Genomic DNA, 25144 nt, shown 5'->3' with positions numbered 1-25144 from the left:
GGCAAGGCGCGGCGGAACCGCGGCAAGGCAGGCCGTGAGAATGTGCGCGGCCGCTCTCGCGGCGTTCGGCGCCGCCGCCGGGCCGGCACGCGCCGACTGGCGTGACGACATCGGCACGTTCCGCATCGGCGTCGTTGCCGAACCGGGCGGCGGCAACACCGTCCCCGGGCTCGCGCGCCTGACCGACGCCTATGCCAATGCGCTCGGCATGAAGGTCGAGTTCGTCGTTGCGCGCGACTACGCGGCGCTGATCGAGGCGCAGGCGAGCGGGCGCGTGCAATATGCGGTCTATTCGGCTCTTGCCTATGCCACGGCCTCGGAACGCTGCGGCTGCGTCGAACCGCTGGTGGCGCCGGTCGATGCCGACGGCGCCGTCGGCATCCGTTCCGTTCTGGTGACACGCGACGGCAGGCTTCCGGACCTTGCGGCGATCGCTTCGCACCGGATCGCGATCGCGCCGGTCGAGAATGTCGGCGGCGCGCTGCTGCCGACGGCGGCGCTGTCGGCCGAAGGCATCAAGATCGCGCGGGATTCGCCCTTCCTGGCGCGTGCGGCTTCGGCCACCGCGGCCGAAACGATGCTGAGCGGCGGCGAAGCGGACGCGCTGTTCGGCTGGGAACCGGCCGATGCCGATGGCCGGTCCGCCCGTTCCGAGGGCACCGTCGCGCGGCTGGAGGCTGCCGGCATCCCCGAGGCGTCGCTTCGGGTGTTATGGACCTCGGGCCTGTTGCGCTATGGCCCGCACGCCGTCCGCAGCGATCTCGATCCGGAGGCAAAGCGGCGACTGACGGTCTTCCTGACCAATCTCAAGTCTCAGACGCCCGATGTGTACGACCTGCTGGAGGGCGTGCATTCCGGCGGTTTCAGGCCGGCCGCGCGGAAAGACTACGCGATGGCCGTGGCGATCGTGCGGCAGGAAACGGCAGGGCAGGAATAGCGTGTCAGCAGTCGCTGCAGGGAATCGTCGGACTCCGGCGCGGCCTTAGATAATAGGTTTCGCTCATCGATATGTTGTTGAAGGCAGAGGTCAGCCCGAGCGTCTGCGAATTGCTTGCGGACCAGGTGATGATCGGCTTGTAGCCGAGGTCGCTCTCCACGCGGACCAGGAAGGTGTTGCGGATTATCAGCGTCGCCGGCACCGTGGTGGTCGCGTTGACGGCCGCATCGGCGCTGTAGGTGGTGCCCACCACTTTGCGCGACCATGCAACCTGCACCCTCGGTGCTGCTTCGTCTGTGATCTGTATGCCTGTGATGATGATCGTCGGCAATGAACGGTTGTAAGGCTGCAGCGTCGATGTGCCGATCTTCATCATTGCATCGAGATTCGCCTTCACGACGGTCTGCTGCTGGGTGACGAGGTCCGCGACCATGCTGCCGATGCGGCTGACCTTCTTGCTGGTCTCGATGGCCTGCGAGGCTTCCATCGTGATGAAATACATGATGAGGAGCACCGGCACGATGAACGCGAACTCGATCGCCGCGACGCCGCGGCGATCGCGGCAAAACCGCTCCATACTCGCCAAAATCCTCCGGAGTGCCCCCGCACTATGCATATCGTCCTCCACGCCCGCGGCTTAGCTGTCGAGCAGTCTCAATTGTCGTCGAACGGTTCGTTCTGCCAGGTCACGGACGCGAAATGCAGCGTTTTGCTGTCCTTCAGATTTGCCATCGATTTGGCCAGGAAATCGGTCATCACCGGCCATTTGTAGAACACCCGCAGCATGTTGATGGATTCCGCCAGTCCGGGCGAGACGGTAGGAGACATCGTGTTCGCGCCCTGCGTCAGCACGATATCGCCGCTCACGATCTTGAAACCCGCCGTCGCGGCGTCCGCGAAGCTCGAATATTCGCGCAGATCGACCAGCAGTGGAGCATTTGGCCCGGTATCGGTGCAGTTGTTGGAAACCATGATCTGCAGGCGATTGCAGATCAGTTGCTTGATCGAGGCTTCGGTGACGTTGTTCTGCTGAAGCTGCCCGGTCCGCAACTGGCGGGCGACATCGTCGGTGACGTTGGCCATCACCTCCTGGCCGGCGAACGAAATGCAGCTTTCGAGAATGGCGAAGACGAGAAGCGCGAACGGGATAGCCAGCATCGCGAATTCTATCGCCGTGCTGCCGCGCCTGTCGCTGAAGAAACCGGGGCGGGCTCTGGCGCGCGCCTTGCCGTCCATGCCGTTGCCGGATGTGGCATCCTTGCTCATCTTGAAGTTCCTGCCGATCCCTTTTGCGGTACCGGTGGCAAGGTTAGCGATAACCCATTGAGTTCCAGTTTGGATGATCGTTAAATTCGTCGGGCAAGCTTTAAGCTGTCTTTAATGCCCGTGGATTCGCGCTCGCAGCGCTCAGTGCCCGGCGCTCATTTCGGCTTCGGAAGCCTTCTCGGCCTCGCTCTTGAACGCGCTCTCGCAATAGGGCGTGCAGGACATGGTCTGCACTTCAGCGCGTCTGTAGATGCGCACCGAGGAGGCGGCTTGTCGCACGACGGTCACCTGTTCATCGATGATCGGGCTGCCATCCGAATCGAGCACGACCATATTGGTGACACCGAAGCCCTTGCCAGTGAGGACGATGGTCGAGGCATCCTGCACGGAGGCGTCGGCGATCGCCGGATTGCCGATGACGACCGTGTCGGCCGCGCGTGACAATTTGACGATCTTGGCCTGGTTCATGGTGACTTCTATACCCGCGCCGGCCCTGGCCGGCATGACCAAGGCGGCAGTTGCCAGCAGCGCGGCGACTGGAAACAGCGATCTCGACAACGTCATTGAAGCGCTCCCGGCGGGCAGATTCTTCAACGGAACATGAACGAGATTGGTGAACCAACGGTTAAGCCGGGCCCGGCCATGACTAAGGATCGGCTCGCCTGGCGCGTCATGCGTCGGTGGTGCTTACTGTTTTAGGAATATTGCACAAGCGCCGGTTTCTGGGAGGCCGAGCTGGCTGGCGATGCTTAGGCCACGGTTAACCACACAGCGCGTCCGCCACCGGAAAGGAATCGGTAAGGCTGTTTATTAAGCCGATCGAAACGGCTTCTCCCTAGATTTGCAGCATCCGATCAACCGCAAGAGAAAAGTTGACGGAAGTGCTGTAACACGTGGAGTAGGAGCTCTCGAATGTCTAATCTCATTGCACGTTTCGTGAAGGACGAATCCGGCGCGACCGCCATCGAATACGGTTTGATCGCCGCTCTCATCGCGCTCGCCATCATGGTTGGCGCTACCCAGCTCGGCGGCGCGCTGAACGCCAAGTTCGCCAACATCGCCGCCACCCTCAACGGCGCCACGGCTCCGTAACAAGGCCGCGTATCGCGCCTTTTCGACAGAAAGGAAAGGGCCGCCAACTGGCGGCCCTTTTGTCATGCAGTCGGCCGATTTTGATCGTCCGGCCTCATCGATCGTTAATCCAGCGCGCCTAGGATGACGCTGAAAACATGCCACAGGCACGCCGCATCCATGCTTGAAGCCGTGATCTTCGTCGTCTTTCCTTTCTGCATGCTGTTCGCTGCGGTCTCGGATGCCTTGTCGATGACGATCGCCAACCGTGTTCCCGTGTTGTTGGTGGCGACATTCGCGGTTGTCGCGCCGCTCACCGGCATGGACTGGGCAACCTATGGCTGGCACTTCGCTGCCGGCGCCCTCGTACTTGCCACGACCTTCGGCCTTTTTGCGCTCGGCGGCATGGGCGGCGGCGACGCCAAGCTTCTGGCCGCGACCGCGCTATGGATGGGCCTCAACATCAACCTGATCGGCTATCTGATGACGTCGGCTTTCATCGGCGGCCTGCTTACCCTCGCAATCCTTGCTTACCGGAAATCGCCGCTCGTCATGTACACCGGCCACAGCCGATTTCTTCGCCATTTCGCGGACGAGAGCGTTGGCATCCCCTATGGCATCGCGCTTGGCGCGGGTGGACTGATCACTTTCCCGGATTCGCCGCTGATGGTCTGGGCGCTGGAGAGGCTCACGACCTGAATGCATGTCGCCCAGAAGTGCGCAGCGGTTCAGCGACAACGACGTGCATCAAGCAAAGGTTTGACGCGCGCGGTCTGAATTCCGCCACGCGCCTTAGGCCTCTGGCGATATAGATGTCGGCGATCCCGAGGCGGCCCAGCCGCCTTTTTTGTTAACGGCGGGCCGTTCCATCCAATTTGAGTAAACCTTAAATTAATCACGATCGTAAGTATTACATTAACCTTGTTTTGACGATTGCAGCTGCAAAGTCCGGCCTGGCGAGGTGGTTTGCCACGAGGCGAAGGGTTTCGGACGAATGCCAGCATCCCGATTGATTATTCTGGGCGTGGCTGCGGTCGCGGCGGGTGGCGCGGGCTACGTGGCGAAGAACATGGTCGTGGCGCCGCCGCCTCAGGTCGTTATCGATGCGCCCAGACAGCCGGCGATCGCATTGCAGGATGTGCTGGTGCTTTCCGGTGACGTGTCGATGGGCAGCCAGCTCGGCACCAACATCAGCTGGGAAGAATGGCCGGCCGATGGCGTCAACGCCAACTTCATCACGCGCGCCGCCGAGCCTGACGCGGTCGAAAAGCTCAAGGGCTCGGTCGCCCGCGTGGCCATGTATACCGGCGAGCCGTTGCGCCGCTCCAAGCTGGTCGGCGAGGGGCAGAGCTTCATGTCGTCGATCCTGCCTTCCGGCACGCGCGCCGTCGCGACCGCGATATCGGCCGACACGTCCGCCGGCGGCTTCATCCTGCCCAACGACTTCGTCGACGTCATCATGACCCGCCGCGCCGACACCGGCAACGGCGGCAGCGGCTTCAACACCGAGACCATCCTCAAGAACATCCGCGTGCTGGCCATCGACCAGACCATCCAGGAAGATGAGGAAGGAAAGAAGACCAGGGTCGGCCAGACCGCGACGCTTGAGCTGACGCCGCAGCAGGCCGAGATCATCACCGTGGCGCAGCAGATGGCGGACCGCCTGACGCTGGCGCTGCGCCCGATCACCGACATCCATGAAAAGAATACGGACGAAGCCGACTATCTGGTCAACGGCAACGGCCGACGCGGAACCGTGCGGCTGATCAAGTCCGGCGAGGTTTCCGAGGTGGGAGCAAGGAAATGAGGCCAAACGGTAGAATGCTGCCCTTCCTGGCCGCCGCGGCGATCGGTTTTCTCCTACTCGGCACCGGCGCCCCGGGACTGGCCGAAGCCAAAGCCGCGGGCGCCGGCGTCTCGGCTTCCGTCGCCACGCAGCGCGTCAAGCTCGGCCTCAACAAATCCGTGGTCATCGACTTGCCGAGCGACGCCTACGATATCCTCGTCGCCAATCCGGCGGTTGCCGATGCCGTGACCCGCACGGCGCGGCGCATCTACCTGTTCGGCAAGGCGGTCGGCGAAACCAACATCTTCGTTTTCGGCCCCAATGGCGAGCAGATCGTCAGCCTGGATCTGGCCGTCGAGCGCGACGTCGCAGGGCTGGAAGACTATCTCAAGCGCTTCATCCCGTCCTCGCAGATCAAGGTCGAGCTTCTCAACGACAACGTCGTCCTGACGGGCATGGTCGACACGCCGCTCGATTCCAAGCGCGCCGTCGACCTGGCAACCATTTTCGTGTCCGGCGGTGAAGCGACGACGGGTCAATATTCGCAGACCGCCGCCGGCGGCTCGGTTAATGGCGGCGTCGATATCAACAATCCCGACCAGGAGCGCCGGACCTCCAAGATCGTCAACCTCCTGCAGATCATCGGCGACGATCAGGTGACGCTCAAGGTGACCGTCGCTGAAGTCAGCCGCTCGGTGATGAAGCAACTCGGCGTTAACATGGTTGGCCGCGGTGGCAGCAATGGCATCAGCTATGGTGCGATCAGCGATACTTTCCCGGGTCTGGGCAAGCCACTATCCACCTCAGGCTTGAGCTTCGCCACTTCATCCCTGCAAGGCACCATCAACGCCATGGAGCAGTCTGGTGCCATGAAGACACTGGCGGAACCAACGTTAACGGCGGTCTCCGGTGAGAAGGCGACGTTCAAGGTCGGCGGCGAATACAACATAGTGACCGCCGTCACCAACAACAAATCGGCAGACAATCAGAATGCCGACAGAACCTGGACGTCATCGAAGGTCGACTATGGCATCGGACTGGAATTCCAACCGGTGGTCCTGTCGGCTGGCCGTATCAGCCTGAAAGTAAGAACCGCGGTGTCGGAGCCGACGACGGAAGGCTCCGTTGCATTTGGCGATACCAACATCATATCGCTGCGCAAGCGCTTGGCGGATACGACCGTGGAGCTGCCTTCCGGAGGATCGATGATGATCGCCGGACTTGTTCGCGATGATGTGCGCCAGGCCCTCAACGGCATGCCCGGCCTGACAAAGATACCGGTCCTCGGCGCTCTATTTCGCAGCCGCGATTTCGTGCGCAACGAAAGCGAGCTCGTCATCATCATCACGCCTTACCTGGTCAAGCCTGTTGCACGCAACGATCTGGCGAAGCCGGATGACAATTTCAATCCTGCGAGCGACGGCGCCGGTATGTTCCTCGGCCGCGTCAACCGCGTCTACGGCACCATGCAGACCGACAGGCCAGCCGGCCGCTATCACGGTGTCGTGGGCTTCATCTACAAATGAGTGGGAATGCGGATATGTCCAAGTCAGCATCGAAGGTCATGACGGTCCGGACAGCATCCGGTATCGCAAGGATCCGTCGGCAGGTGGTCCCGGCGCTGGCGGTCATGCTTGCAGCGTCGCTCACCGGCTGCGCCAACTGGCACCGCGACAGCGTTACGGTCGGGTCGATACCGGACGATTATCGCACGACCCATCCGATCGTCATCGCAGAGAAGAACCAGAAGATCGACCTGCCGGTCGGCGCCGGCGATCGCGGCATGACCGGCGCGCAGCGCGATACGCTGCTCGGCTTTCTCGGCGGCTACGACAAGAGCGCCGCGCCGGCGCTGACGATCGCGATGCCGGCCGGGTCGGCCAACGAGGTCGCCGCCCGATCGGCCGGCCGCGATTTTGCCAGGCTCGCCATGGCGGCAGGCGTCAAGCGCAACCGCATCGTCATGACGTCCTATCAGTCGGCAGTGCCCGAGGCGTCCGCCCCGGTGCGCGTCGCCTTCGTCGCGGTGCGGGCCCAGACCGACAAATGCGGGCGTTGGCCCGACGACATTCTGGAGACGTCGGAGAACAAGCACTATGCCGACTTCGGCTGCTCCTATCAGAACAACCTCGCGGCCCAGGTGGCCAACCCCAACGATCTGATCGGGCCGCGCAAGCAGTCCGACATCGACGCTGAAAATCGCGGCGCGGTGATCGACAAATACCGCGAGAGGGGCATCTCGGACGAGTTCCTCGGCAATTCGGAAGTAACCTACTGAGTCGCGCCCGGACGACGAAGAAAACAGTCTCGGAAAGAGCATGACGATGAGCAATCTTGCCTACGACACGCCCGCGGAAACCGGCGACCTTTCGCAGCAGGACATCGCCGCCATGCAGGCGCTGCGTCCCGTGCCGCGCATTTCGATCCAGGCTTTCTGCGAGACCGAGGGGGTCGCCAATCCCGTCGAGCGCGCCGGCGAGGATCGCCGGATGGCCAAGGCTCATCTCAAGGTCCATATGGGCGGCATCCCGACGGCGATCGAGTTCTACCAGTCCGCGCCGACACCGAACCTCATCCTGCTGGAATCGCGCAGCGAACCGCAGCAGTTGCTCGAACAACTCGGCCAGCTCGCGGAATATTGCGATCCGTCCTCCAAGGTCGTGGTCATCGGCCACTACAATGATGTCGGGCTCTATCGCGAGCTTATCCGGTCCGGCATTTCCGAATATGTCATCGCGCCGGTCTCGATGACCGACATCGTCAGCGTCGTGTCGTCGATCTTCGTCGATCCGGAATCGGAGCCGATCGGCCGGTCGATCGCGTTCATCGGCGCCAAGGGCGGCGTCGGCTCGTCGACCATCGCTCACAATGTCGCCTGGGCCATGTCTTCGCTGTTCAAGTCCGAAGTCGTCATTGCCGATCTCGATCTGGCCTTCGGCACCGCCAACATCAATTTCGATCAGGATCCGGCGCAAGGCATCGCCGAGGCGGTGTTTTCGCCCGAGCGGGTCGACGAGGTCTATCTCGACCGTCTGCTTGCGCAATGCGCCGAGCATCTGTCGCTGCTCGCGGCTCCCTCCACGCTCGAGCGCGTCTACGATTTCGATTCAGAGGCCTTCTCCCAGATCATAGAGACAGCGCAGCGCAGCGCGCCTCTGCTGGTCCTTGATGTCCCTCACGTCTGGAGCGGGTGGACGAAGAGCACGCTGATCAAGGCGGACGAGATCGTCATCACGGCCACGCCCGAGCTCGCAAATCTGCGCAACACCAAGAACATGGTTGACATGCTGAAGCGGTTGCGTCCGAACGATCCGCCGCCGAAGCTGATCATCAACCAGGCGGGGGTACCGAAACGGCCCGAGATCGCGGCGTCCGATTTCGCCGAACCGCTCGGCATCACGCCGATGGCCGTGATCAACTTCGAACCGCTGCTGTTCGGCAATGCCGCCAACAACGGCCGTATGCTGAGCGAGATGGACGCAAAGAGCCCGGTCGTCACCACCATCAATGAAATAGCGCATGTGCTGACCGGGCGCAGCGAAATCAAGGCAAAGAAGAAGGCAGGCCTGGGCTCGATCCTCGGCAAGCTCTCGCGCAACAAGAAGTGACGCTGATTGAGCGGCATCGGGTAGTCGATCATGTTTGGTAAAAGAGGCAAAGACGACGGCAGCCGGGCAACGCCCGAATTCCGTCCGCCTGCAGCTGCTTCCGCCGCGCCCGCTTCGGCGGGGACGATGACGGCCGAGCGGCCGGCTGCGCCGACCTCCAGCCCGCCCGCCACCGCGCCGGCGCGCCGTCCCGTCGAGGCGCCGCCTATGGCGCTGGAGCCGCCAAGAAAAGTCCAGCGCGAGCGCTCGGAAACCTATTACGACACCAAGAGCCAGGTTTTCTCCGCTCTCATCGACACGATCGACCTGTCGCAACTCGCCAAGCTCGATCCCGAGAGCGCACGCGAGGAAATCCGCGACATCGTCAACGACATCATCGCGATCAAGAACTTCGCAATGTCGATTTCGGAGCAGGAAGAGCTGCTCGAGGACATCTGCAACGACGTTCTGGGCTATGGACCGCTGGAGCCGCTGCTTGCCCGCGACGACATAGCCGACATCATGGTCAACGGCTCCAAGAACGTCTACATCGAAGTCAACGGCAGGGTCGAGCAGACCGGCGTCCGCTTCCGCGACAACCAGCAGCTGCTCAACATCTGCCAGCGCATCGTCAGCCAGGTCGGCCGCCGGGTCGATGAATCGAGCCCGATCTGCGACGCGCGCCTTCCCGACGGCTCGCGCGTCAACGTCATCGCGCCGCCGCTCTCGATCGACGGCACTGCGCTCACCATCCGCAAATTCAAGAAGGACAAGCTGACGCTGGACCAGTTGGTCAAGTTCGGCGCCATCTCGCCGCAAGGCGCGGAGGTTCTCAAGATTATCGGGCGTGTCCGCTGCAACATCGTCATCTCGGGCGGCACAGGCTCCGGCAAGACAACGCTGCTCAACTGCCTGACCAACTATATCGACCGCGAGGAGCGTGTCATCACCTGCGAGGATTCGGCGGAACTGCAGCTGCAGCAGCCGCATGTGGTCCGTCTCGAAACCCGGCCGCCCAATCTCGAGGGCGAGGGCGAGGTGACCATGCGCGATCTGGTCAAGAACTGCCTGCGCATGCGGCCGGAGCGGATCATCGTCGGCGAGGTGCGCGGACCGGAAGTGTTCGACCTGCTGCAGGCGATGAACACCGGTCACGACGGCTCGATGGGAACGATCCACTCGAACAGCCCGCGCGAATGCCTCAACCGTATGGAATCGATGATCGCCATGGGCGGTTATTCACTGCCGCAGCGCACGGTGCGCGAGATCATCGTCGGCTCGATCGACGTGATCATCCAGGCGGCCCGCCTGCGCGACGGCTCGCGCCGCATCACCCACATCACCGAGGTGGTCGGCATGGAAGGCGACGTCATCATCACCCAGGATCTTGTGCTCTACAACATCAAGGGTGAAGACGCCGGCGGCCGGCTGGTCGGCGAGCATGTGTCGACAGGCATCGGCCGTCCGCATTTCTGGGACCGCGCCCGTTACTATGGCGAGGAACAGCGCCTCGCCAACGCGCTCGAGGCGATGGAGAAACGCGCTGACTGATGCAGCTGGAGGTCTGAAGCAATTCCAGGAAAAGTGTGAAGCGGTTTTCCGCCCGGAATTGCGTCTAAACAAAGAGATAGGTCGGTTCGCCGTTTCTTTGAAACGGCGAAATGCCCTGGGGATCCAGGTCGATGTTCGGAATTGACACCACCGTACTGGCTTTCATCGCGCTTGCCGGCTTCAGCGCCGGCGCGGTGGCCTATGCTTTTCTGTTCACGCGCATCGACAACGAGAAGCAGGCCGGCAAGCGGCTTCAGACCGTCAAGACAGCCGAAACCGACCGGTCGGTGGTGAAAGCGACGCGCGACCGCGCAGCGGAAGCGGTCAAGCGGCGAAAAAACGTCCAGGACTCGCTGAAGCAGCTCGACGAGAAACAGAAGACCAACGATCGCAACGTCAAGAAACCGCCGCTGAAGGCTCAGATCCGCCAAGCCGGCATGCAGGTTCCGATCGAGCGTTTCTATATCTATTCCGCTGTCTGCGGGATCATCCTGACGGCCGTTCTCTTTTTCCTCGGCGCGCCTCTATGGGCTCTGCCCGGTGCCCTGCTGGTGGGCGGCCTCGGCCTGCCGCGCTGGTTCGTGTCGTTTCGCCGCACACGTCGCGTCAAGGCCTTCCTGGAAGAATTTCCGAACGCGCTCGACATCATCGTGCGCGCGGTCAAGTCCGGCCTGCCGCTCAACGATGCGATCCGCCTGATCGCCAACGAATCGCCCGAACCGGTCCGGTCCGAATTCCGCCGCATCGTCGATTCCCAGCAGATGGGCATGTCGGTGCCCGACGCCGCCATGCGCATGTCCGAGACCATGCCGTGCAGCGAGGCCGGCTTCTTCGGCATCGTCATCCAGATCCAGTCGCAGGCCGGCGGCAATCTGTCCGAGGCGCTGGGCAATCTTTCGCGCGTCCTGCGCGACCGCAAGAAGATGAAGGCCAAGGTCCAGGCGCTGTCGATGGAAGCCAAGGCATCGGCCGTCATCATCGGCGCCTTGCCCTTCGTCGTCGCCTTCCTCGTCTATCTGTCGAGCCCGAACTACATCATGCCGCTGTTCACCACCAACGTCGGCAACCTGATCCTCGGCTGCTCGGGTGTGTGGATGTCGATCGGCATCCTGGTGATGCGCAAGATGATGAACTTCGAAGTCTAGGGGTGCGGATCCAGTGACAGAGCAGGTCGTCAAAACACTCACCGACCCTTCCTTCCTGATCGCGATGCTGGTCGGCATTGCCGTGTTCGCGACCGTCTTCACGCTCATGCCGGCGTTCGGCGGCACGTCGCTCAAGTCGCGCATGAAGAGCGTGGCGCTCGAACGCGACAAATTGCGCGCCGAGCAGCGTACGCGACTGGCCAACGAGGCCGACCGCCGCCGCAAGGGCCTGCGCGAGGAACAGTCCATCGGCATGCGCAACATCGTCGACCGCCTGGATCTGAGGCGCGCGCTTGCCGATGAAAGCACGATCCAGAAGCTCAAGGTCGCGGGCTTCCGCGGCCAGAACCCGCTGACGCGTTTTCTCTTCTTTCGCCTGGTCCTGCCATTCGTCGGTTTTGCCTTGGCGGCCATCTATCTGTTCGTGCTCGGCGGCCTGCCGCAGCAACCGGCTTTCATCAAGCTGTTCGTCTGTGTCGTTGTCGCCTATGGCGGCTTCTACACGCCGATCCTCTACGTCAACAACCGCGCGACCAAGCGCAAGCAGTCGATCCAGCTGGCCTGGCCGGACGCGCTCGACCTGATGCTGATCTGCGTGGAATCCGGTATGTCGGTGGAAGCGGCCTTGCGCAGGGTTGCCGACGAAATCGGCACGCAGTCGGTGGCGCTTGCCGAGGAATTCGTGCTCACCAATGCAGAGCTGTCCTATCTGCAGGATCGCAAGATCGCCTATGAAAACCTGGCAAGCCGCACCGGCCTGGAATCGGTGAAGTCGGTGTCGCAGGCCCTGGTCCAGGCCGAACGCTACGGCACGCCGGTGGCGCACGCGCTGCGCGTGCTCGCCTCGGAAAGCCGCGACATGCGCATGAACGCCGCCGAGAAGAAGGCCGCCGCACTTCCGCCAAAGCTCACCGTGCCGATGATCCTGTTCTTCCTGCCGGTTCTGTTCGCCATCATCCTGGGTCCGGCCGGCATCCAGGTCAGCCAGCGCGGCATCTTCGGCGACCAGCACAGCTCCTCCAGCCAGTAGGCGGGCCGTTCGCATCAATGAAAAAAGCCGCGCGGACCCCGCGCGGCTTTTCATTGTCGAAGCGGTCGGCGCTTGGCAGCGTCCGTTAGTTCGTGGCGACTTTCGCCTTGTCCTTGTCCTGATCCTTCAACTGGCTCCAGGCATTCTGCTGGGCGAGCATCTGCCGCAGATAGGCGACGTTGGCCTGCGCCTGTTCGGGCGACAGTTCCTGCGAGGCGATCTTCTCGGCCTCGTCGAAGCGGCCCTGCAGTCCGACGACCAGCGCGAGGTTCTGCCGCACCCTGCTGTCGGCGCCGGGCTGCTGCGCGGCCGAGCGCATATAGGTTTCCGCCGTGCGCAGGTCGCCTTCGAGCACATAGGACATGCCGAGATTGGACAGCACCGAGGGCTCGTTCGGCTTCAGTTCCAGCGCCTTGCGATAGTCCTGCCGCGCTTCGTCCTTCTGTCCCATCTGGTCGAGAATGGCGGCTTCCGCCGAGACGAGCTTCCAGTCCGGATATTCGGGCGTCTGCGCGCGCCGCACGGCATCGAGGGCCGGCTCGAACTGGCCGCTGGCGGCAAGCGCCTTGCCATACGCCGCAAGCACCTCGCGATCCTTGGGATAGGCGATCGCCAGCTTGCGCATCACCGCCAGCGACTGGTCGGCGTCGCCGTCCATCTGCAGCGCCGCCGCGAAGTTCATCGCGATGCGCTTGTCGTTCGGACTGCGGGCGTAGGACTGGCCGAGCCTGGACGTGGCGGTACGCAATTCGCTGGACGACATCGTTTCCAGCGGCCTGCTGTCGGAGCGGGAGATGGAGCCCGTGGTGAACTTGCTGGTGCTGCCGCAACCGGCCACGCTGGCCGCCAGCGCCGCCATGAAGGCCGTGGTGATCAGACGCTTGGCTGTAAGGTTCAACGCTTTGGTAGGCATCGGCGCCCGGTCTCCATTCCTGTGCGGCCATTGGCTGGCCGTCTTCCCTCCCGCAGAAATATTCTGTTAACCCTAACGGACCGTTAAGAAGCGCCGACTCAGCAGTTCGGCCGGAGATCATTGCATGCCTGTCGAACTCGTCGAGCAGAAGCCGCAAGCCGCCTTGCCTGTCTATCTGGTGGCAAAGGACGCCCTTGAAGCCTCGGCGTTGCCGCTGCCCGCTATCGCGTGGGCGAAGGCCAACGGTTTTTCCGGCGAGGCAGGGCGCACGCTGGCCCTGCCGGGCGAGGGCGGCGGTCTTGCCGGGGCGCTGTTCGGTATCGGCGACGGCGATAGCGCCCTTGCCCTCGGGGCGCTCGCAAGGGCGCTGCCGGAAGGCGACTGGCATTTCGCGTCGGACCCGGCGCAGTCTGAACTCGCGGCGCTCGCGCTTGTCCTGGGCGGCTATGTCTTTACACGCTACGGCAAGAAGCCCGGCAAGGCTCAGCGCTTTGCGCTTCCCGAGGGCGTCGACGCCGCGCATGTCCGCCGCGTCGCCGACAGCGTGTTCCTGGCGCGCGACCTCGTCAACACGCCGACCAGCGACCTCGGTCCGGTCGAGCTGGAAGAAGCCGCCCGACAGCTGGCGGCCGCCCATGGCGCCGATATCGCCGTGATCCATGGCGACGATCTCCTGGCGCGGAACTTCCCGATGATCCACGCCGTGGGCCGGGCCTCGACCGGCGCGCCGCGGCTGATCGACATGAGCTGGGGGCCGGGCGACGCGCCGAAGGTGACGCTGGTCGGCAAGGGCGTCTGCTTCGATACCGGCGGCCTCGACATCAAGCCGTCGTCGGGCATGCTTCTGATGAAGAAGGACATGGGCGGCGCCGCCAACGTGCTGGGCCTCGCCTCCATGATCATGGCGGCGAAACTCAATGTCCGGCTGCGCGTGCTGATCCCCGCCGTCGAGAATTCGATCGCCGGCAATGCCTTCCGGCCCGGCGACGTGTTGCGCAGCCGCAAGGGCATCACGGTCGAGATCGGCAACACGGACGCCGAAGGCAGGCTGATCCTGGCCGACGCGCTGGCGCTGGCCGATGAGGAGGAGCCCGCGTTGCTGATCGACATGGCGACGCTGACCGGTGCCGCCCGCGTCGCTCTGGGGCCCGATTTGCCGCCTTTCTACACCGCTGACGAGACGCTTGCCGCCGATCTGGCCGCGGCATCGGTCGCGGTCGAGGATCCGCTGTGGCGCATGCCTTTGTGGCGCCCCTACGATGCAAAGCTTTCCTCGAGGATCGCCGACATCAACAATGTGACGACGGACGGTTTTGCCGGATCGATCACCGCGGCCCTTTTCCTCAAGCGCTTCGTCGAGAAGACCCACAGTTGGGCGCATTTCGACATCTTCGCCTGGAACCCGGCCGACCGCCCCTACGGCCTGACCGGCGGCGAGGCGCAAGGGATTCGCGCGCTGGAGCGGGTCATCGCCGGGCGTTTTGGAGCGTAAGCGGCAAAACGCCGTCACTGAAACGGAACCGAAACAATTTGCCGGCATGCTTGGGCGATGTCGATCTCGATGCGCCCGAGCCAGGCCTTGCGACTGTGGCAGCAGGTGATGCTGGTCCAGGTACGCGACGGCGTGCCGGATCTCACCATGCGCCAGACGGCGATCCTGTTCACCATCTATCTCGATCCGCCGCCCCATACGGTGCGCGGGCTGGCCGCCAAGCTCCACGTCACCAAACCGGTCATCACCCGCGCCCTTGATACGATGGGAGCGCTGAAGCTGGTCTCGCGCCATCGCGATGAACTCGACAAGCGCAACGTGCTGATCCGGCGCACGGTGGAAGGCGCGCTCTTTGTAGAGCGCTTCGGCGATGGTATCGTCGCCAGGGCGCACGAACTGCCCATCTAGAGCATGATCCCGAAAAGTGGGAACCGGTTTTCGGATAAGATCATGCTCCAACAAAGAATTTGACTGGATTTATCGATTTGACCGCCAGGGATGCCCGCCTTCATGCCTTCCGCTCCGACCTTGCCGATGCGAGGCTGAAGGGCGAGGTCTCCGCCGACCGCTTCGTCACCGGCCGCCCGGCGCGGATCACGGCCTCGGTCGCAGATCTGCGCAAGGCGCCGCGCCCCGATGCCGGCGTGAACACCCAGGCGCTGTTCGGCGACGAGGTGCTGGTGTTCGAGGATGCCGAAGGCTGGGCCTGGGTGCAGGCCGAACGCGACGGCTATGTCGGCTATGTGGCCGATAATCTTCTTGGCGCGCGTGAACATGCGCCTACGCACGTCGTCTCTACGCCGCGCACTTTCCTCTACCCCGGACCGGATCTGCGCTTTCCGATAAGCGGACAGCTGTCGATGGGCTCGACCGTCACGGTGACCGGCTCGGCCCAAACGCGCGGCACGCACTATGCGCTGCTGCCATCAGGCCAGGCGATCATCGCCGTGCATCTGCGGCCGATCGCCGAGCGGGCCGAGGACTACGTCACCGTCGCAGAAACCTTCCTGGGGACCCCCTATCTCTGGGGCGGCGCCTCCGGCTTCGGCATCGACTGCTCCGGCCTCGTGCAGTTGGCAATGCGCATGACCGGCGAGAATGTGCTGCGCGATTCCGACATGCAGGCGGCGAGCATCGGCACGCCGTTCGAGCCGGGTCCGGACTTTGCCGGACTTCAACGCGGCGACCTCGTCTTCTGGAAAGGCCACGTCGCGATCATGACCGACGAAAAGGACATGATCCACGCCAACGGCCACACCATGCTGGTCTCGCGCGAGGGGCTGAGAGAGGCGGTCGATCGCATCGGCTACCTCTATGGCGGCCCGTCGGGGTTTCGAAGGCCCTGATCTTTTCCTTCTCCCCGTTCACGGGGAGAAGGTGCCCGAAGGGCGGATGAGGGGCAGCGCGAACCTGCGATTGCTCGCGCTGACCAAGCCAACCTCTGAACGTTGGTGCAGCCCCTCACCTGCCTGCCGGCATCCTCTCTCCGTAAACGGGGCGAGGAACCATGATCCCCTTTTGTTCCGATTTTCCTTGGCGATTGCGCGCCGCCGCGCTACCTCTTGCGCGTGACCGAGCAGCCGCGCCTTGCCGAGCAGAATGCCGCTGTCCTGCTGCCTGAGCCATTCGTCAGATGGTTCGGCGAAAAGGGCTGGTCGCCGCGCGCCCATCAGCTCGAGTTGCTGGCGAAGGCTCAAAGCGGCCAATCGGTGCTGCTGATCGCGCCGACCGGCGCCGGCAAGACGCTGGCCGGCTTCCTGCCTTCGCTGACCGAGCTCGCCAACCGTCCCAAGCGAAAGCCGGGCCAGGCGCATCGCGGCATCCACACGCTCTACATCTCGCCGCTCAAGGCTTTGGCCGTCGACATCGAGCGCAATCTCGGCAAGCCGGTCGAGGAGATCGGACTGCCCGTCACCATCGAAACGCGCACCGGCGACACGCCTTCACACAAGCGCCAGCGGCAAAAGCTTGTACCGCCCGACATCCTGCTCACCACGCCCGAGCAACTCGCGCTGCTGATCGCCTCGAACGACGCCAGGCGCTTCTTCGAGGATTTGCGTTATGTCGTGCTCGATGAACTGCATTCGTTGGTCACTTCCAAGCGCGGCCATCTGCTGGCACTTGGCCTGGCGCGGCTGCGCGCCTTTGTCCCCGGGTTGCAGACCATAGGCCTGTCGGCCACCGTGGCCGAGCCGGACGAGTTGCGGCGTTGGCTGGTCAGTCAGGCTTCTCCCGGTGCCATGTCCGAGCTCATCGTCGTCACGGGCGGCGCCAAGCCTGAGATATCAATCCTCGACTCGGAAGAGCGGGTGCCCTGGGCCGGGCACTCCGCCCGCTACGCCACGCCTGAGATCTACCGCGAGATCAAGCGGCACAAGACCACGCTGCTCTTCGTCAACACGCGCAGCCAGGCTGAACTGCTGTTCCAGGAGCTATGGCGGGTCAATGAAGATACGCTGCCCATCGCGCTCCATCACGGTTCGCTGGACGTCGCTCAGCGCCGCCGCGTCGAGAAGGCCATGGGCGAAAACGCGTTGCGCGCCATCGTCGCCACCTCGACGCTCGATCTCGGCATCGACTGGGGCGATGTCGATCTGGTCGTGCATGTCGGTGCGCCGAAAGGAGCGAGCCGCCTGGCGCAGCGCATCGGTCGCGCCAACCATCGCATGGATGAGCCGTCGAAAGCGATCCTTATTCCTGCCAACCGCTTCGAGGTGCTGGAATGCCGCGCGGCGCTCGACGCCAATTATCTCGGCGCGCAGGACACGCCGCCGCTGGTCAATGGCGGGCTCGATGTGCTGGCCCAGCATGTGCTGGGCTGCGCCTGCGGGGCGCCGTTCCATGCCGATACGCTGTTCGAGGAAGTGAGGACGGCCGCACCATACGCCAGCCTGGACAGGCCGACTTTCGACCGGGTCATCGACTTCGTCGCCACCGGCGGCTACGCGCTGAGAAATTACGAGCGCTATGCCCGCATCCGGCAGACGAAGGAAGGCCTGTGGCGGGTTTCAAATCCGGGTGTCGCCCAGCAATACAGGCTGAATGTCGGCACCATCATCGAAGTGCCGGCGCTCAACGTTCGCTACGTCCAGGCCGGCAGCAGGGGAGCGGCCTCGCGCGGCGGCAGGGTGTTGGGAAAGATCGAGGAAGCGTTTCTGGAGACCTTGACCCACGGTGACACCTTCATGTTCGCCGGCAAGATCTTGCGCTTCGAAGGCATCCGCGAGAACGAGTGCTTCGTCTCGAACGCGCCCGGCAGCGATGCGAAAGTTCCCTATTACGGCGGCGGCAAATTCCCGCTTTCGACTTACCTGGCCGAGCAGGTGCGGGCCATGCTCGACGACCCGCAACGTTGGAAGAAGCTGCCCGAGCAGGTTGCGGATTGGCTGCGGTTCCAGGCGGACAAGTCGGTGCTGCCGAAACGCGACGATCTGTTGATCGAGACTTTTCCACGCGGCAACCGATATTACCTCGTCGCCTATCCGTTCGAAGGCAGGCTTGCGCATCAGACGCTCGGCATGCTGCTCACGCGACGGCTCGATCGTGTGGGAGCCAAGCCGGTCGGCTTCGTCGCCACCGATTATGCGCTGGCCATCTGGTCGCTGGCCGACATGGGCTGGATGTTCGAGAACAGGAAACCGTCGCTGGCCACGCTGTTCGATCAGGACATGCTTGGGGATGACCTCGAGGCCTGGTTCGCAGACAGCTGGCTGCTGAAGCGCACCTTCCGGAACTGCGCGCTGATTTCCGGCCTGATCGAAAAGCGCCACCCAGGCAAGGAAAAAAGCGGTCGCCAGGTCACTGTGTCGACAGACCTGATCTATGACGTGCTGCGCAGCCATGAACCTGACCATATTCTGCTGCAGGCCACCCGTACCGATGCCGCGACCGGGTTGCTCGATGTCAGCAGACTTGCCGAGATGCTCTCGCGCATCCGCGGTCGAATCATGCATAAGAATCTCGAGCAGATATCGCCGTTGGCCGTGCCGATCATGCTTGAAATCGGCAAGATGCCGGTGAATGGCGAGGCGGACGAAACACTGCTAATGGATGCCGCCACCCTCGTTGAAGAGGCCATGGGGCCGGAAATGGCGGACTGAAAGAAGGCCTGGAGGGGATGAATTTTTCGCTGTCGCGCGCAACGCTGATCGCCGAGGCCGACCTTGTCGGCATCGCCGGCGAGCGCGCGGTCTGCGATCGGCGCGGCGTGCTCTATTTCCCCGACCTGCGGCTGCTCGCCGTCTCCGACCTGCATCTCGAAAAAGGCTCTTCTTTCGCGAAGCGTGGCGCGCTGATCCCGCCTTACGACACGGGCGCCACCTTGCTGCGGTTGCAGGCGGTCATCGCCGACTACCAGCCGCGGATCGTCCTCAGCCTGGGCGATTCCTTCCACGACGGCGGCGGTGCCGGGCGCATGCACCAGAGCTTCCGCGAGCGCCTGGAAGCGATGATGGCCGGCCGCGATTGGTTCTGGGTCGCCGGCAACCACGACCCGGATGCTCCCGCCGACCTGCCGGGCGAGACCGTCAAGGAACTCGCCATCGGCTCGCTGCTCTTCCGTCATGAGCCGTCGAAGACGTGGGTAGAGGGCGAAATCGCCGGCCATCTCCACCCTTGCGCGCGCATCGTCCAGCGCGGCCGCTCCGTCAGGCGGCGCTGCTTCGCCGGCGACGGCGGCCGCATGATCATGCCGGCCTTCGGCGCCTATACCGGCTCGCTCAACGTGCTCGACCGCGCCTATGCCGGCCTGTTCCGCCTGGAAACATTAGTTGCCTATATGCTCGGCGCCGAGCGCATCTTCGCGATCTCCGGCTCGATGCTGCGGCCGGGCTGAGGTCGCTTGGTTCGACGATTCAAGTTTTCTTAAGGGCTGTCTGTATTCGATCGAGCGCCCCTTGCGCACCAACGTATCCTTGCGCGGCCGAGCGTTTGAGCCATTGGGTGGCAAGCTCCAAGTTTTTCTCGGTGCCAACCCCCTTCAAGTACATTATGCCCAAATTGAACTGCGCTTTCCCGCTATTTTGCTTTGCCGCCTTTTCACACCAAAAAAAAGCCAAATTGAAATCCTTTTCAATCACATCTCCATTGAGATAGGCGGTCGCAAGATTTACTTGCGCAGAAGCTTCACCCTGCTCTGCGGCCTTGGTCCACCAAAAAACCGCGTCCGTACCGCTCTGAGGTAGTCCTTTGCCGAAAAAGTACAACTCTCCAAGATATTGCTGAGCTTTGGCTAAGCCTTTAACTGCAGCCTTGCGGTACAGTTCAGCTGCCCGAGCATCGTCTTGAGCAACCCCTCTGCCGGACGAGTACAAGAGGCCAAGACCGAGTTCGGCTGTCGGAAAATCCTGCGCCGCTGCTTTGGCCCACCACTCGGCCGCCTTGGAATAGTCCAACGGCACACCCAGGCCCTCGGAATACATAAAGCCGGTATTGTATTCGCCAACGGGATCGCCGGTCTTGGCAACCTTCTCCCATTCATTGAAGGCGTCCACATAATTCTTAGCGTGGAATGCAGCGTCAGCTTCCTGCGCGCCTGCAAGGGAATTTTGAGAAGAAAAACACAAAACGCCCGCCAAGAAAATTCCGCGAGCAAAATGCTTCGTCAAGCTAAAGCGAATGACGATCATTACCGATATCCAGTTTCAAGGTATCTTTCAAAAATAATCCAGCAGCCTACCGGGGGGAACAATAGGACGCCTTATCTGCCATAGTAAAGCGTGACCGTGTGCTTCGCCTCGGCGAAGAACAGCCAGCGCTCGACGAGCATGCCGGCGAGCTGGGACATAGCCGCGAGCGCCGACGCAATCGCCACGAAGGGCCACGGCAAGGCGAACGCGACGGCAAGCAGGACAGCCGGCGCGATGAAAGCCAGGCCTTGGGCGATCCGCCTCAGCTTGGCGCTGTGCTTGCGCGCGATGCGGAAGCCCATTTCCTTCAGCAGATAGTTTTCTTCGGTGTGCGGCCATTCGATCGACCGCACCGTGCCGCCTGCCAAACCAGTCGCCGTGTTGGCCGTGGTCGGGATCTCCAACCGGTCATTGTAGCGCCAGGTCGCAAGCTTCCAGGCCCAGCCGGCGAGCGTGGCAAGCAGAGCCGCGATCAGCACCGCCATTGAACCCAGCTTGAACCCCTGAAGCAAAGCGTTGGCGAGAACGCTTCCGGTCATCGCCGCGAAAATGAGATAAGCCGGCAAAGTATAGCGGCTGTGCCATTGGGCGATCGGCTTCAGCGAGGCGTAGATCATGCCCGTCGTGCAGACTGTCGTCACCGCGCCGGCCGCCGCCAGCAGGCCGGCGATCGCCACCCAGCCGCCGCTGCGGCCGAGAAGCACCCAGCCGATGCCGTACAAGGCAGCCGGAACGAAGGTGGCGACCGAGGCCACGCCTTCGCGCGACAGCCACGAGCTGCGCCATTGCGAGAAGGCGCGCCATGCCCGCTCGGGCCGGCCGAGATGGCCGGTCGACGACAGCAATCCGGCCGCGATTAGGCCAAGCGCCAACCCCATGCCGACAAAGCCCAGCCAGAAATCGGCTGGGATGAACCCAAATCCGCCAAGCGCGCCGAGCAGCGCCAGCAGGCCGTAACCGGCGCCGGTAGCGGTGGTGAAGAACACGACGGAAAAGGCGGGATGCATGATCGGTCAGTTCGAAAGCATGCGGTCGATCCAGCCGAGAAAGCCGCCCTCGACCTTGATCGGCTCCAGTGCCGGTGCGTCCACCTTCGCCGCCCGCTCGCTGCGGGCACGCGGCGGCAGATATCTGTTGGTTGGCTTGCAGCCAAGCTCCGGCATCAGCGCGACGCCGCCACGCTCCTCGACAAGCTGCGAGATCGCCGAAGCCGGATCGCCGAGATCGCCGAAATGCCGGGCGCTGGTCGGGCAAGCGGCAACGCAGGCGGGCACGCGATCCTCCTCGGCCAGATTGTCGTTGTAGATGCGGTCGACGCAGAGCGTGCATTTCTTCATGACGCCGACATCGGTATCGAACTCGCGCGCGCCGTAGGGGCAGGCCCAGCTGCATAATTTGCAGCCGATGCATTTATCCTCGTCGACCAGCACGATGCCGTCCGAGGCGCGCTTGTAGGAGGCGCCGGTCGGGCACACGGTGACGCAGGCCGGCTGCTCGCAATGCAGGCAGGAACGCGGAAAGTTCACCGTGCGGCCGCCCATTTCGGTCGTGTGCTCGTAAGCGTGCACGCGGTTGAACCAGACGCCGTCGGCATGGCCGCCATAGGGGTCGATGTCGGTCAGCGGCGCCATGTGCCCGCCGGTGTTCCACTCTTTGCAGGCGGTGACGCAGGCCTGGCAGCCCACGCAGGTGTCGAGGTCGATGACCAGGCCGAGCCTTTTCTCGGTATGGGCGGGGAGACAGGTCATTCGGCGGCTTCCCTGTTCATGCGAAACGCGGCGCCGAAGCGAAGCACTTCGGGCGAAGGTTCGAAATGCGGCGGCTGGGCGAAACGCTCGAATTGCGGCTCGGTGAAGCCGGCTTCGTCCGCCGCGCATTTGACGATGCGCACGCGCACGTCGAACCACGCCGCCTGGCCGGTGACCGGATCGGAGTTCGAATAGCGCCTGCCGCTGGCGTCGGCCGATGTCTGGTCGCCGATGATGTGGTTGAGCAGGAAGCCGCGATTGCTCTCCGCCGCGTCGTCCTTCAGGCCCCAACTGCCGCGCCGCTTGCCGACCGCGTTCCAGGTCCACACCGTGTCCGGATTCACGCCGTCGATCAGCTTGATCTGGCCTTTCACCCGGCCGTTGATGCTCTCGATCCACACCCAGTCATCGTCGGCAAAGCCGAGACCGGCGGCCGTCCGGTGATGGACGAACAGCCTGTTCTGGCTGGTGATCTGCCGCAGCCACGCATTCTGCGAGCCCCAGGAATGGTACATGTGCATCGGCCGCTGCGTCAGCGCATGCAGCGGATATTTTTCGAGGTCGACGGCGTCGTCCTCGAAGGGCGCGTACCAGAATGGCAGCGGGTCCATATAGGCTTCGATGCGGCCGCGTTCGGCGTCCGGCGGCTGCACTTTTCCATGGCCGCGCGCGGCAAGCCTGAACCGCTGCATCGGCTCCGAGTAGAGCTGGAAGACAATAGGCTCGGCCTTGGGGATGAAACCCATCTCGACGGCGAAGTCGAGATAGGCGCGGTTGCCCATTTTGTAATAGCGCTGGTCGTCGGAGAAATCGTGATGCCAGAAGCCGCCATTGTCGATGTAGCGCTGCAGCTGGTCGGGGTTGACGTCGCCCCTGCCGATCGCGCCGCCATTCTTGCCGCGCCAACCGGCTAAAGGGCCGATGCCGGGCGTGCGCTGATGGTTGACGATGTAGTCGGCATAACAGCTGTATTTGGCCGAACCGTCCTCGTCGACGAAGCCCGGCAGGCCAAGCCGCGCGCCGAGCTCGATCAGCACCGACTGGAACGGCCGCACGTCGCGGTCCGGCTGCACCACCGGATGGCGAATGGCGTCGGCGGCCCCGTCGGCATGGCTGATCGGCCGGTCGAGCAGGCTGATGCAGTCGTGCCGCTCGAGATAGGTGGTGTCGGGCAGCACCAGATCGGCGAAGGGCACGGTCTCGGAGTAATAGGCGTCGGAATAGATGATGAAGGGGATCTTGTAGGCGCCGGCCTCGTCCTTGTCGGTCAGCATGGCAATCGTCTCGACCGTGTTCATCGACGAGTTCCACGCCATGTTCGACATATACATCAACAGCGTGTCGATCGGATAAGGGTCGCCGGCCCAGGCGTTGCGGATGACCGAGTGCATCAGCCCATGCGCGGCCAGGGGAGCTTCCCAGGAATAGGCCTTGTCGATGCGGGTGGGCTGGCCGGCGTCGTCGACGAGAAGATCGTCCGGTCCGCAGACGAAGCCGAGCGGCATGCCGTCGAGCGGCGTCATCGGCCGAACGTTTTTTCCGCATGGCTTCGGCCCCGGCGGCGCCGGGCGCGGATAAGGCGGCTTGAAGCGGAAGCCGCCGGGGACATCGACGGTGCCGAGCAGCACCTGCAGCAGATGGATGGCGCGGCAGGTATGAAAACCGTTGGAATGGGCCGAGATGCCGCGCATGCCATGCATCGAGACAGGCCGTCCCTTGATCGTCTCGTGCCGCCGGCCCGCCCAGTCGGTCCAGGCTATCGGCAGTTCGATCGTCTGCTCGAAGGCGACATGCGCCAGCTCCGCCGCGATGCGCCGGATCGTTTCCGCGCTGACGCCGCAGCGCTCCGCCACGGCGTCCGGCGAATACGTCTCGTCGAGATAGCGTTCGGCGATGAGCTGGAAGACAGGCACGCAGCGCTGTCCGCCGACCTCATGGCAGCCGGTCAGCGCCGGCTTTGCTTCGGGGGCGGCCGCATTGACCGGTTGCTTGGCCGCCCTGTCCCAGGCAAGCGGGTTGCCGTCCAGGTCGCGAACGAACAGCCCGTCATCGGCGGCCCCCGGCTCCTGCACGACCAGCACCGACGCGTTGGTGTAGCGCAGCAGATAGTCGAGATCGACGCGGCCGGCCTTGAGCAATTCATGGACCAGCGCCAACACGAACAGGCCATCCGCGCCCGGTCGGATACCGATCCAGTCGTCGGCGATGGCGTTGTAGCCGGTGCGGCAGGGGTTGATCGAAACCACCTTGGCGCCGCGCGCCTTGAGTTTGCCGAGGCCGATCTTGATCGGGTTGGAATCATGGTCCTCGGCGACGCCGAACAGCATGAAGTATTTCGTGTTGTCCCAGTCGGGCTCGCCGAATTCCCAGAACGAGCCGCCGATCGTGTAGAGCCCGCCGGCCGCCATGTTGACGGAGCAGAAGCCGCCATGCGCGGCGAAATTGGGCGTGCCGAATTTCGACGCCCACCAGCCGGTCAGCGATTGCGACTGGTCGCGTCCGGTGAAGAAGGCGAGTTTTTTCGGGTCGGTGCGCCGGATCGACGACAGCCTTTCGGTGGCGATGGTCAGCGCTTCGTCCCACTCGATCTCGCGGAACTCGCCCGAGCCGCGCGGCCCGGTTCTCAGCAGCGGCTTCTTCAGCCGCGCCGGGCTGTAATGCTGCATGATGCCGGCGCTGCCTTTGCCGCAGATCACGCCGCGGTTCACCGGATGGTCCTTGTTGCCGTTGATGTAGCGGACCTTGCCGTCCTTGATGTGGACGTCGATACCGCAGCGGCAGGCGCACATGTAGCAGGTGGTCTTGGCGGTGCGGTCGGAGACGCTTGGCGAGGTCTCGACGCCGTCGCCCTCGTCCGGCGCCCGGCTGTCGGCCAGCGGCCGCTGCGAGGGGGCGGAATTGGCGCCGCGCGGCGCGGCTTTGCTCATGATCCGCGAACGCTCTTGCCGTTCGCCGTCTTGGCCTTCGTCTTGGGTCCCGGACCGCGCATGT

General features: G+C 63.5%; 23 protein-coding genes. 15 read left to right on the top strand and 8 right to left on the bottom strand.

Annotation, left to right across the window (positions count from 1 at the left end; genetic code table 11):
* Nucleotides 1-40: 40 nt before the first annotated feature.
* Entirely contained in the window at nt 41-937 is an 897-nt protein-coding gene (locus FJW10_RS03995; protein ID WP_140898548.1) for a PhnD/SsuA/transferrin family substrate-binding protein, read from the top strand.
* A gap of 4 nt (nt 938-941) precedes the next feature.
* On the opposite strand, the gene FJW10_RS03990 is transcribed toward FJW10_RS03995, so the two are convergent.
* The 3 genes from FJW10_RS03990 to FJW10_RS03980 all read right to left on the bottom strand — a co-directional run bounded on the left by FJW10_RS03990 (nt 942) and on the right by FJW10_RS03980 (nt 2767).
* Entirely contained in the window at nt 942-1514 is a 573-nt protein-coding gene (locus FJW10_RS03990) for a TadE/TadG family type IV pilus assembly protein (protein WP_226892025.1), read from the bottom strand.
* Nucleotides 1515-1591: 77 nt separating this feature from the next.
* Nucleotides 1592-2173, bottom strand: a complete 582-nt coding sequence (locus tag FJW10_RS03985; protein WP_246674108.1) for a TadE/TadG family type IV pilus assembly protein — start codon at nt 2171-2173, stop codon at nt 1592-1594.
* A 171-nt stretch (nt 2174-2344) separates the two neighbouring features.
* On the bottom strand, nt 2345-2767 hold the full coding sequence (locus FJW10_RS03980) for a pilus assembly protein N-terminal domain-containing protein (RefSeq protein ID WP_041007433.1): 423 nt from the start codon (nt 2765-2767) through the stop codon (nt 2345-2347).
* 348 nt (nt 2768-3115) lie between these two features.
* Between FJW10_RS03980 and FJW10_RS03975 the strand changes: the two genes are divergently transcribed.
* From FJW10_RS03975 to FJW10_RS03930, 9 genes are all read left to right on the top strand, one after another.
* Nucleotides 3116-3295, top strand: a complete 180-nt coding sequence (locus tag FJW10_RS03975; protein WP_095765933.1) for a Flp family type IVb pilin — start codon at nt 3116-3118, stop codon at nt 3293-3295.
* A 159-nt stretch (nt 3296-3454) separates the two neighbouring features.
* Entirely contained in the window at nt 3455-3973 is a 519-nt protein-coding gene (locus FJW10_RS03970; protein WP_140833867.1) for a prepilin peptidase, read from the top strand.
* A gap of 295 nt (nt 3974-4268) precedes the next feature.
* Nucleotides 4269-5081, top strand: a complete 813-nt coding sequence (gene cpaB, locus FJW10_RS03965) for a Flp pilus assembly protein CpaB (protein ID WP_140833869.1) — start codon at nt 4269-4271, stop codon at nt 5079-5081.
* On the top strand, nt 5078-6586 hold the full coding sequence (locus tag FJW10_RS03960; RefSeq protein WP_140898542.1) for a type II and III secretion system protein family protein: 1509 nt from the start codon (nt 5078-5080) through the stop codon (nt 6584-6586). Before cpaB ends, FJW10_RS03960 begins: the two co-directional genes overlap by 4 nt.
* Before the next feature lie 14 nt (nt 6587-6600).
* On the top strand, nt 6601-7338 hold the full coding sequence (locus FJW10_RS03955; protein ID WP_140898540.1) for a CpaD family pilus assembly protein: 738 nt from the start codon (nt 6601-6603) through the stop codon (nt 7336-7338).
* Nucleotides 7339-7384: 46 nt separating this feature from the next.
* Nucleotides 7385-8668, top strand: a complete 1284-nt coding sequence (locus tag FJW10_RS03950) for a CpaE family protein (protein WP_181175225.1) — start codon at nt 7385-7387, stop codon at nt 8666-8668.
* Nucleotides 8669-8698: 30 nt separating this feature from the next.
* Nucleotides 8699-10198 carry a CpaF family protein gene (locus FJW10_RS03945; RefSeq protein WP_140898538.1) on the top strand — a complete coding sequence of 500 codons (1500 nt, stop codon included), beginning with the start codon at nt 8699-8701 and terminating at the stop codon, nt 10196-10198.
* Between the two features lie 131 nt (nt 10199-10329).
* On the top strand, nt 10330-11343 hold the full coding sequence (locus FJW10_RS03935) for a type II secretion system F family protein (RefSeq protein ID WP_140833877.1): 1014 nt from the start codon (nt 10330-10332) through the stop codon (nt 11341-11343).
* 13 nt (nt 11344-11356) lie between these two features.
* Nucleotides 11357-12373 carry a type II secretion system F family protein gene (locus tag FJW10_RS03930; RefSeq protein WP_140645301.1) on the top strand — a complete coding sequence of 339 codons (1017 nt, stop codon included), beginning with the start codon at nt 11357-11359 and terminating at the stop codon, nt 12371-12373.
* 85 nt (nt 12374-12458) lie between these two features.
* Here FJW10_RS03930 and FJW10_RS03925 read toward each other — a convergent pair whose 3' ends face one another.
* Nucleotides 12459-13286, bottom strand: a complete 828-nt coding sequence (locus tag FJW10_RS03925) for a tetratricopeptide repeat protein (RefSeq protein ID WP_140898536.1) — start codon at nt 13284-13286, stop codon at nt 12459-12461.
* Between the two features lie 124 nt (nt 13287-13410).
* Here FJW10_RS03925 and FJW10_RS03920 point away from each other — a divergent pair, with 124 nt between their 5' ends.
* The 5 genes from FJW10_RS03920 to pdeM all read left to right on the top strand — a co-directional run bounded on the left by FJW10_RS03920 (nt 13411) and on the right by pdeM (nt 19612).
* Nucleotides 13411-14778: a leucyl aminopeptidase family protein gene (locus tag FJW10_RS03920; RefSeq protein ID WP_140898534.1), complete on the top strand. Its 1368-nt coding sequence runs from the start codon at nt 13411-13413 to the stop codon at nt 14776-14778.
* A gap of 57 nt (nt 14779-14835) precedes the next feature.
* Nucleotides 14836-15186, top strand: coding sequence for a MarR family winged helix-turn-helix transcriptional regulator (locus FJW10_RS03915; protein ID WP_140833881.1), 351 nt, complete (start codon nt 14836-14838; stop codon nt 15184-15186).
* 77 nt (nt 15187-15263) lie between these two features.
* The gene (locus tag FJW10_RS03910) at nt 15264-16124 is read left to right on the top strand and encodes an NlpC/P60 family protein (protein ID WP_140898532.1); all 861 of its coding nucleotides are present in this window, start codon (nt 15264-15266) and stop codon (nt 16122-16124) included.
* A 222-nt stretch (nt 16125-16346) separates the two neighbouring features.
* Entirely contained in the window at nt 16347-18878 is a 2532-nt protein-coding gene (locus FJW10_RS03905) for a ligase-associated DNA damage response DEXH box helicase (protein WP_140898530.1), read from the top strand.
* Between the two features lie 17 nt (nt 18879-18895).
* Nucleotides 18896-19612: a ligase-associated DNA damage response endonuclease PdeM gene (gene pdeM / locus FJW10_RS03900; RefSeq protein WP_140898528.1), complete on the top strand. Its 717-nt coding sequence runs from the start codon at nt 18896-18898 to the stop codon at nt 19610-19612.
* Nucleotides 19613-19631: 19 nt separating this feature from the next.
* Here the strand turns inward: pdeM and FJW10_RS03895 are convergent, their stop codons facing one another.
* From FJW10_RS03895 to FJW10_RS03880, 4 genes are all read right to left on the bottom strand, one after another.
* Nucleotides 19632-20405, bottom strand: coding sequence for a tetratricopeptide repeat protein (locus tag FJW10_RS03895; RefSeq protein WP_140898526.1), 774 nt, complete (start codon nt 20403-20405; stop codon nt 19632-19634).
* A gap of 71 nt (nt 20406-20476) precedes the next feature.
* Nucleotides 20477-21412, bottom strand: coding sequence for a DmsC/YnfH family molybdoenzyme membrane anchor subunit (locus FJW10_RS03890; RefSeq protein ID WP_140898524.1), 936 nt, complete (start codon nt 21410-21412; stop codon nt 20477-20479).
* A 6-nt stretch (nt 21413-21418) separates the two neighbouring features.
* Nucleotides 21419-22153, bottom strand: coding sequence for a 4Fe-4S dicluster domain-containing protein (locus FJW10_RS03885; RefSeq protein WP_140898522.1), 735 nt, complete (start codon nt 22151-22153; stop codon nt 21419-21421).
* On the bottom strand, nt 22150-25080 hold the full coding sequence (locus FJW10_RS03880) for a molybdopterin oxidoreductase family protein (protein WP_140898520.1): 2931 nt from the start codon (nt 25078-25080) through the stop codon (nt 22150-22152). Before FJW10_RS03880 ends, FJW10_RS03885 begins: the two co-directional genes overlap by 4 nt.
* Nucleotides 25081-25144: the final 64 nt, after the last annotated feature.

The organism is Mesorhizobium sp. B4-1-1 (assembly GCF_006439375.1).
Classification (GTDB): domain Bacteria; phylum Pseudomonadota; class Alphaproteobacteria; order Rhizobiales; family Rhizobiaceae; genus Mesorhizobium.
Note: the sequence above shows the minus strand (reverse complement) of the source record. Positions and strands in the feature narration are given on the sequence as shown.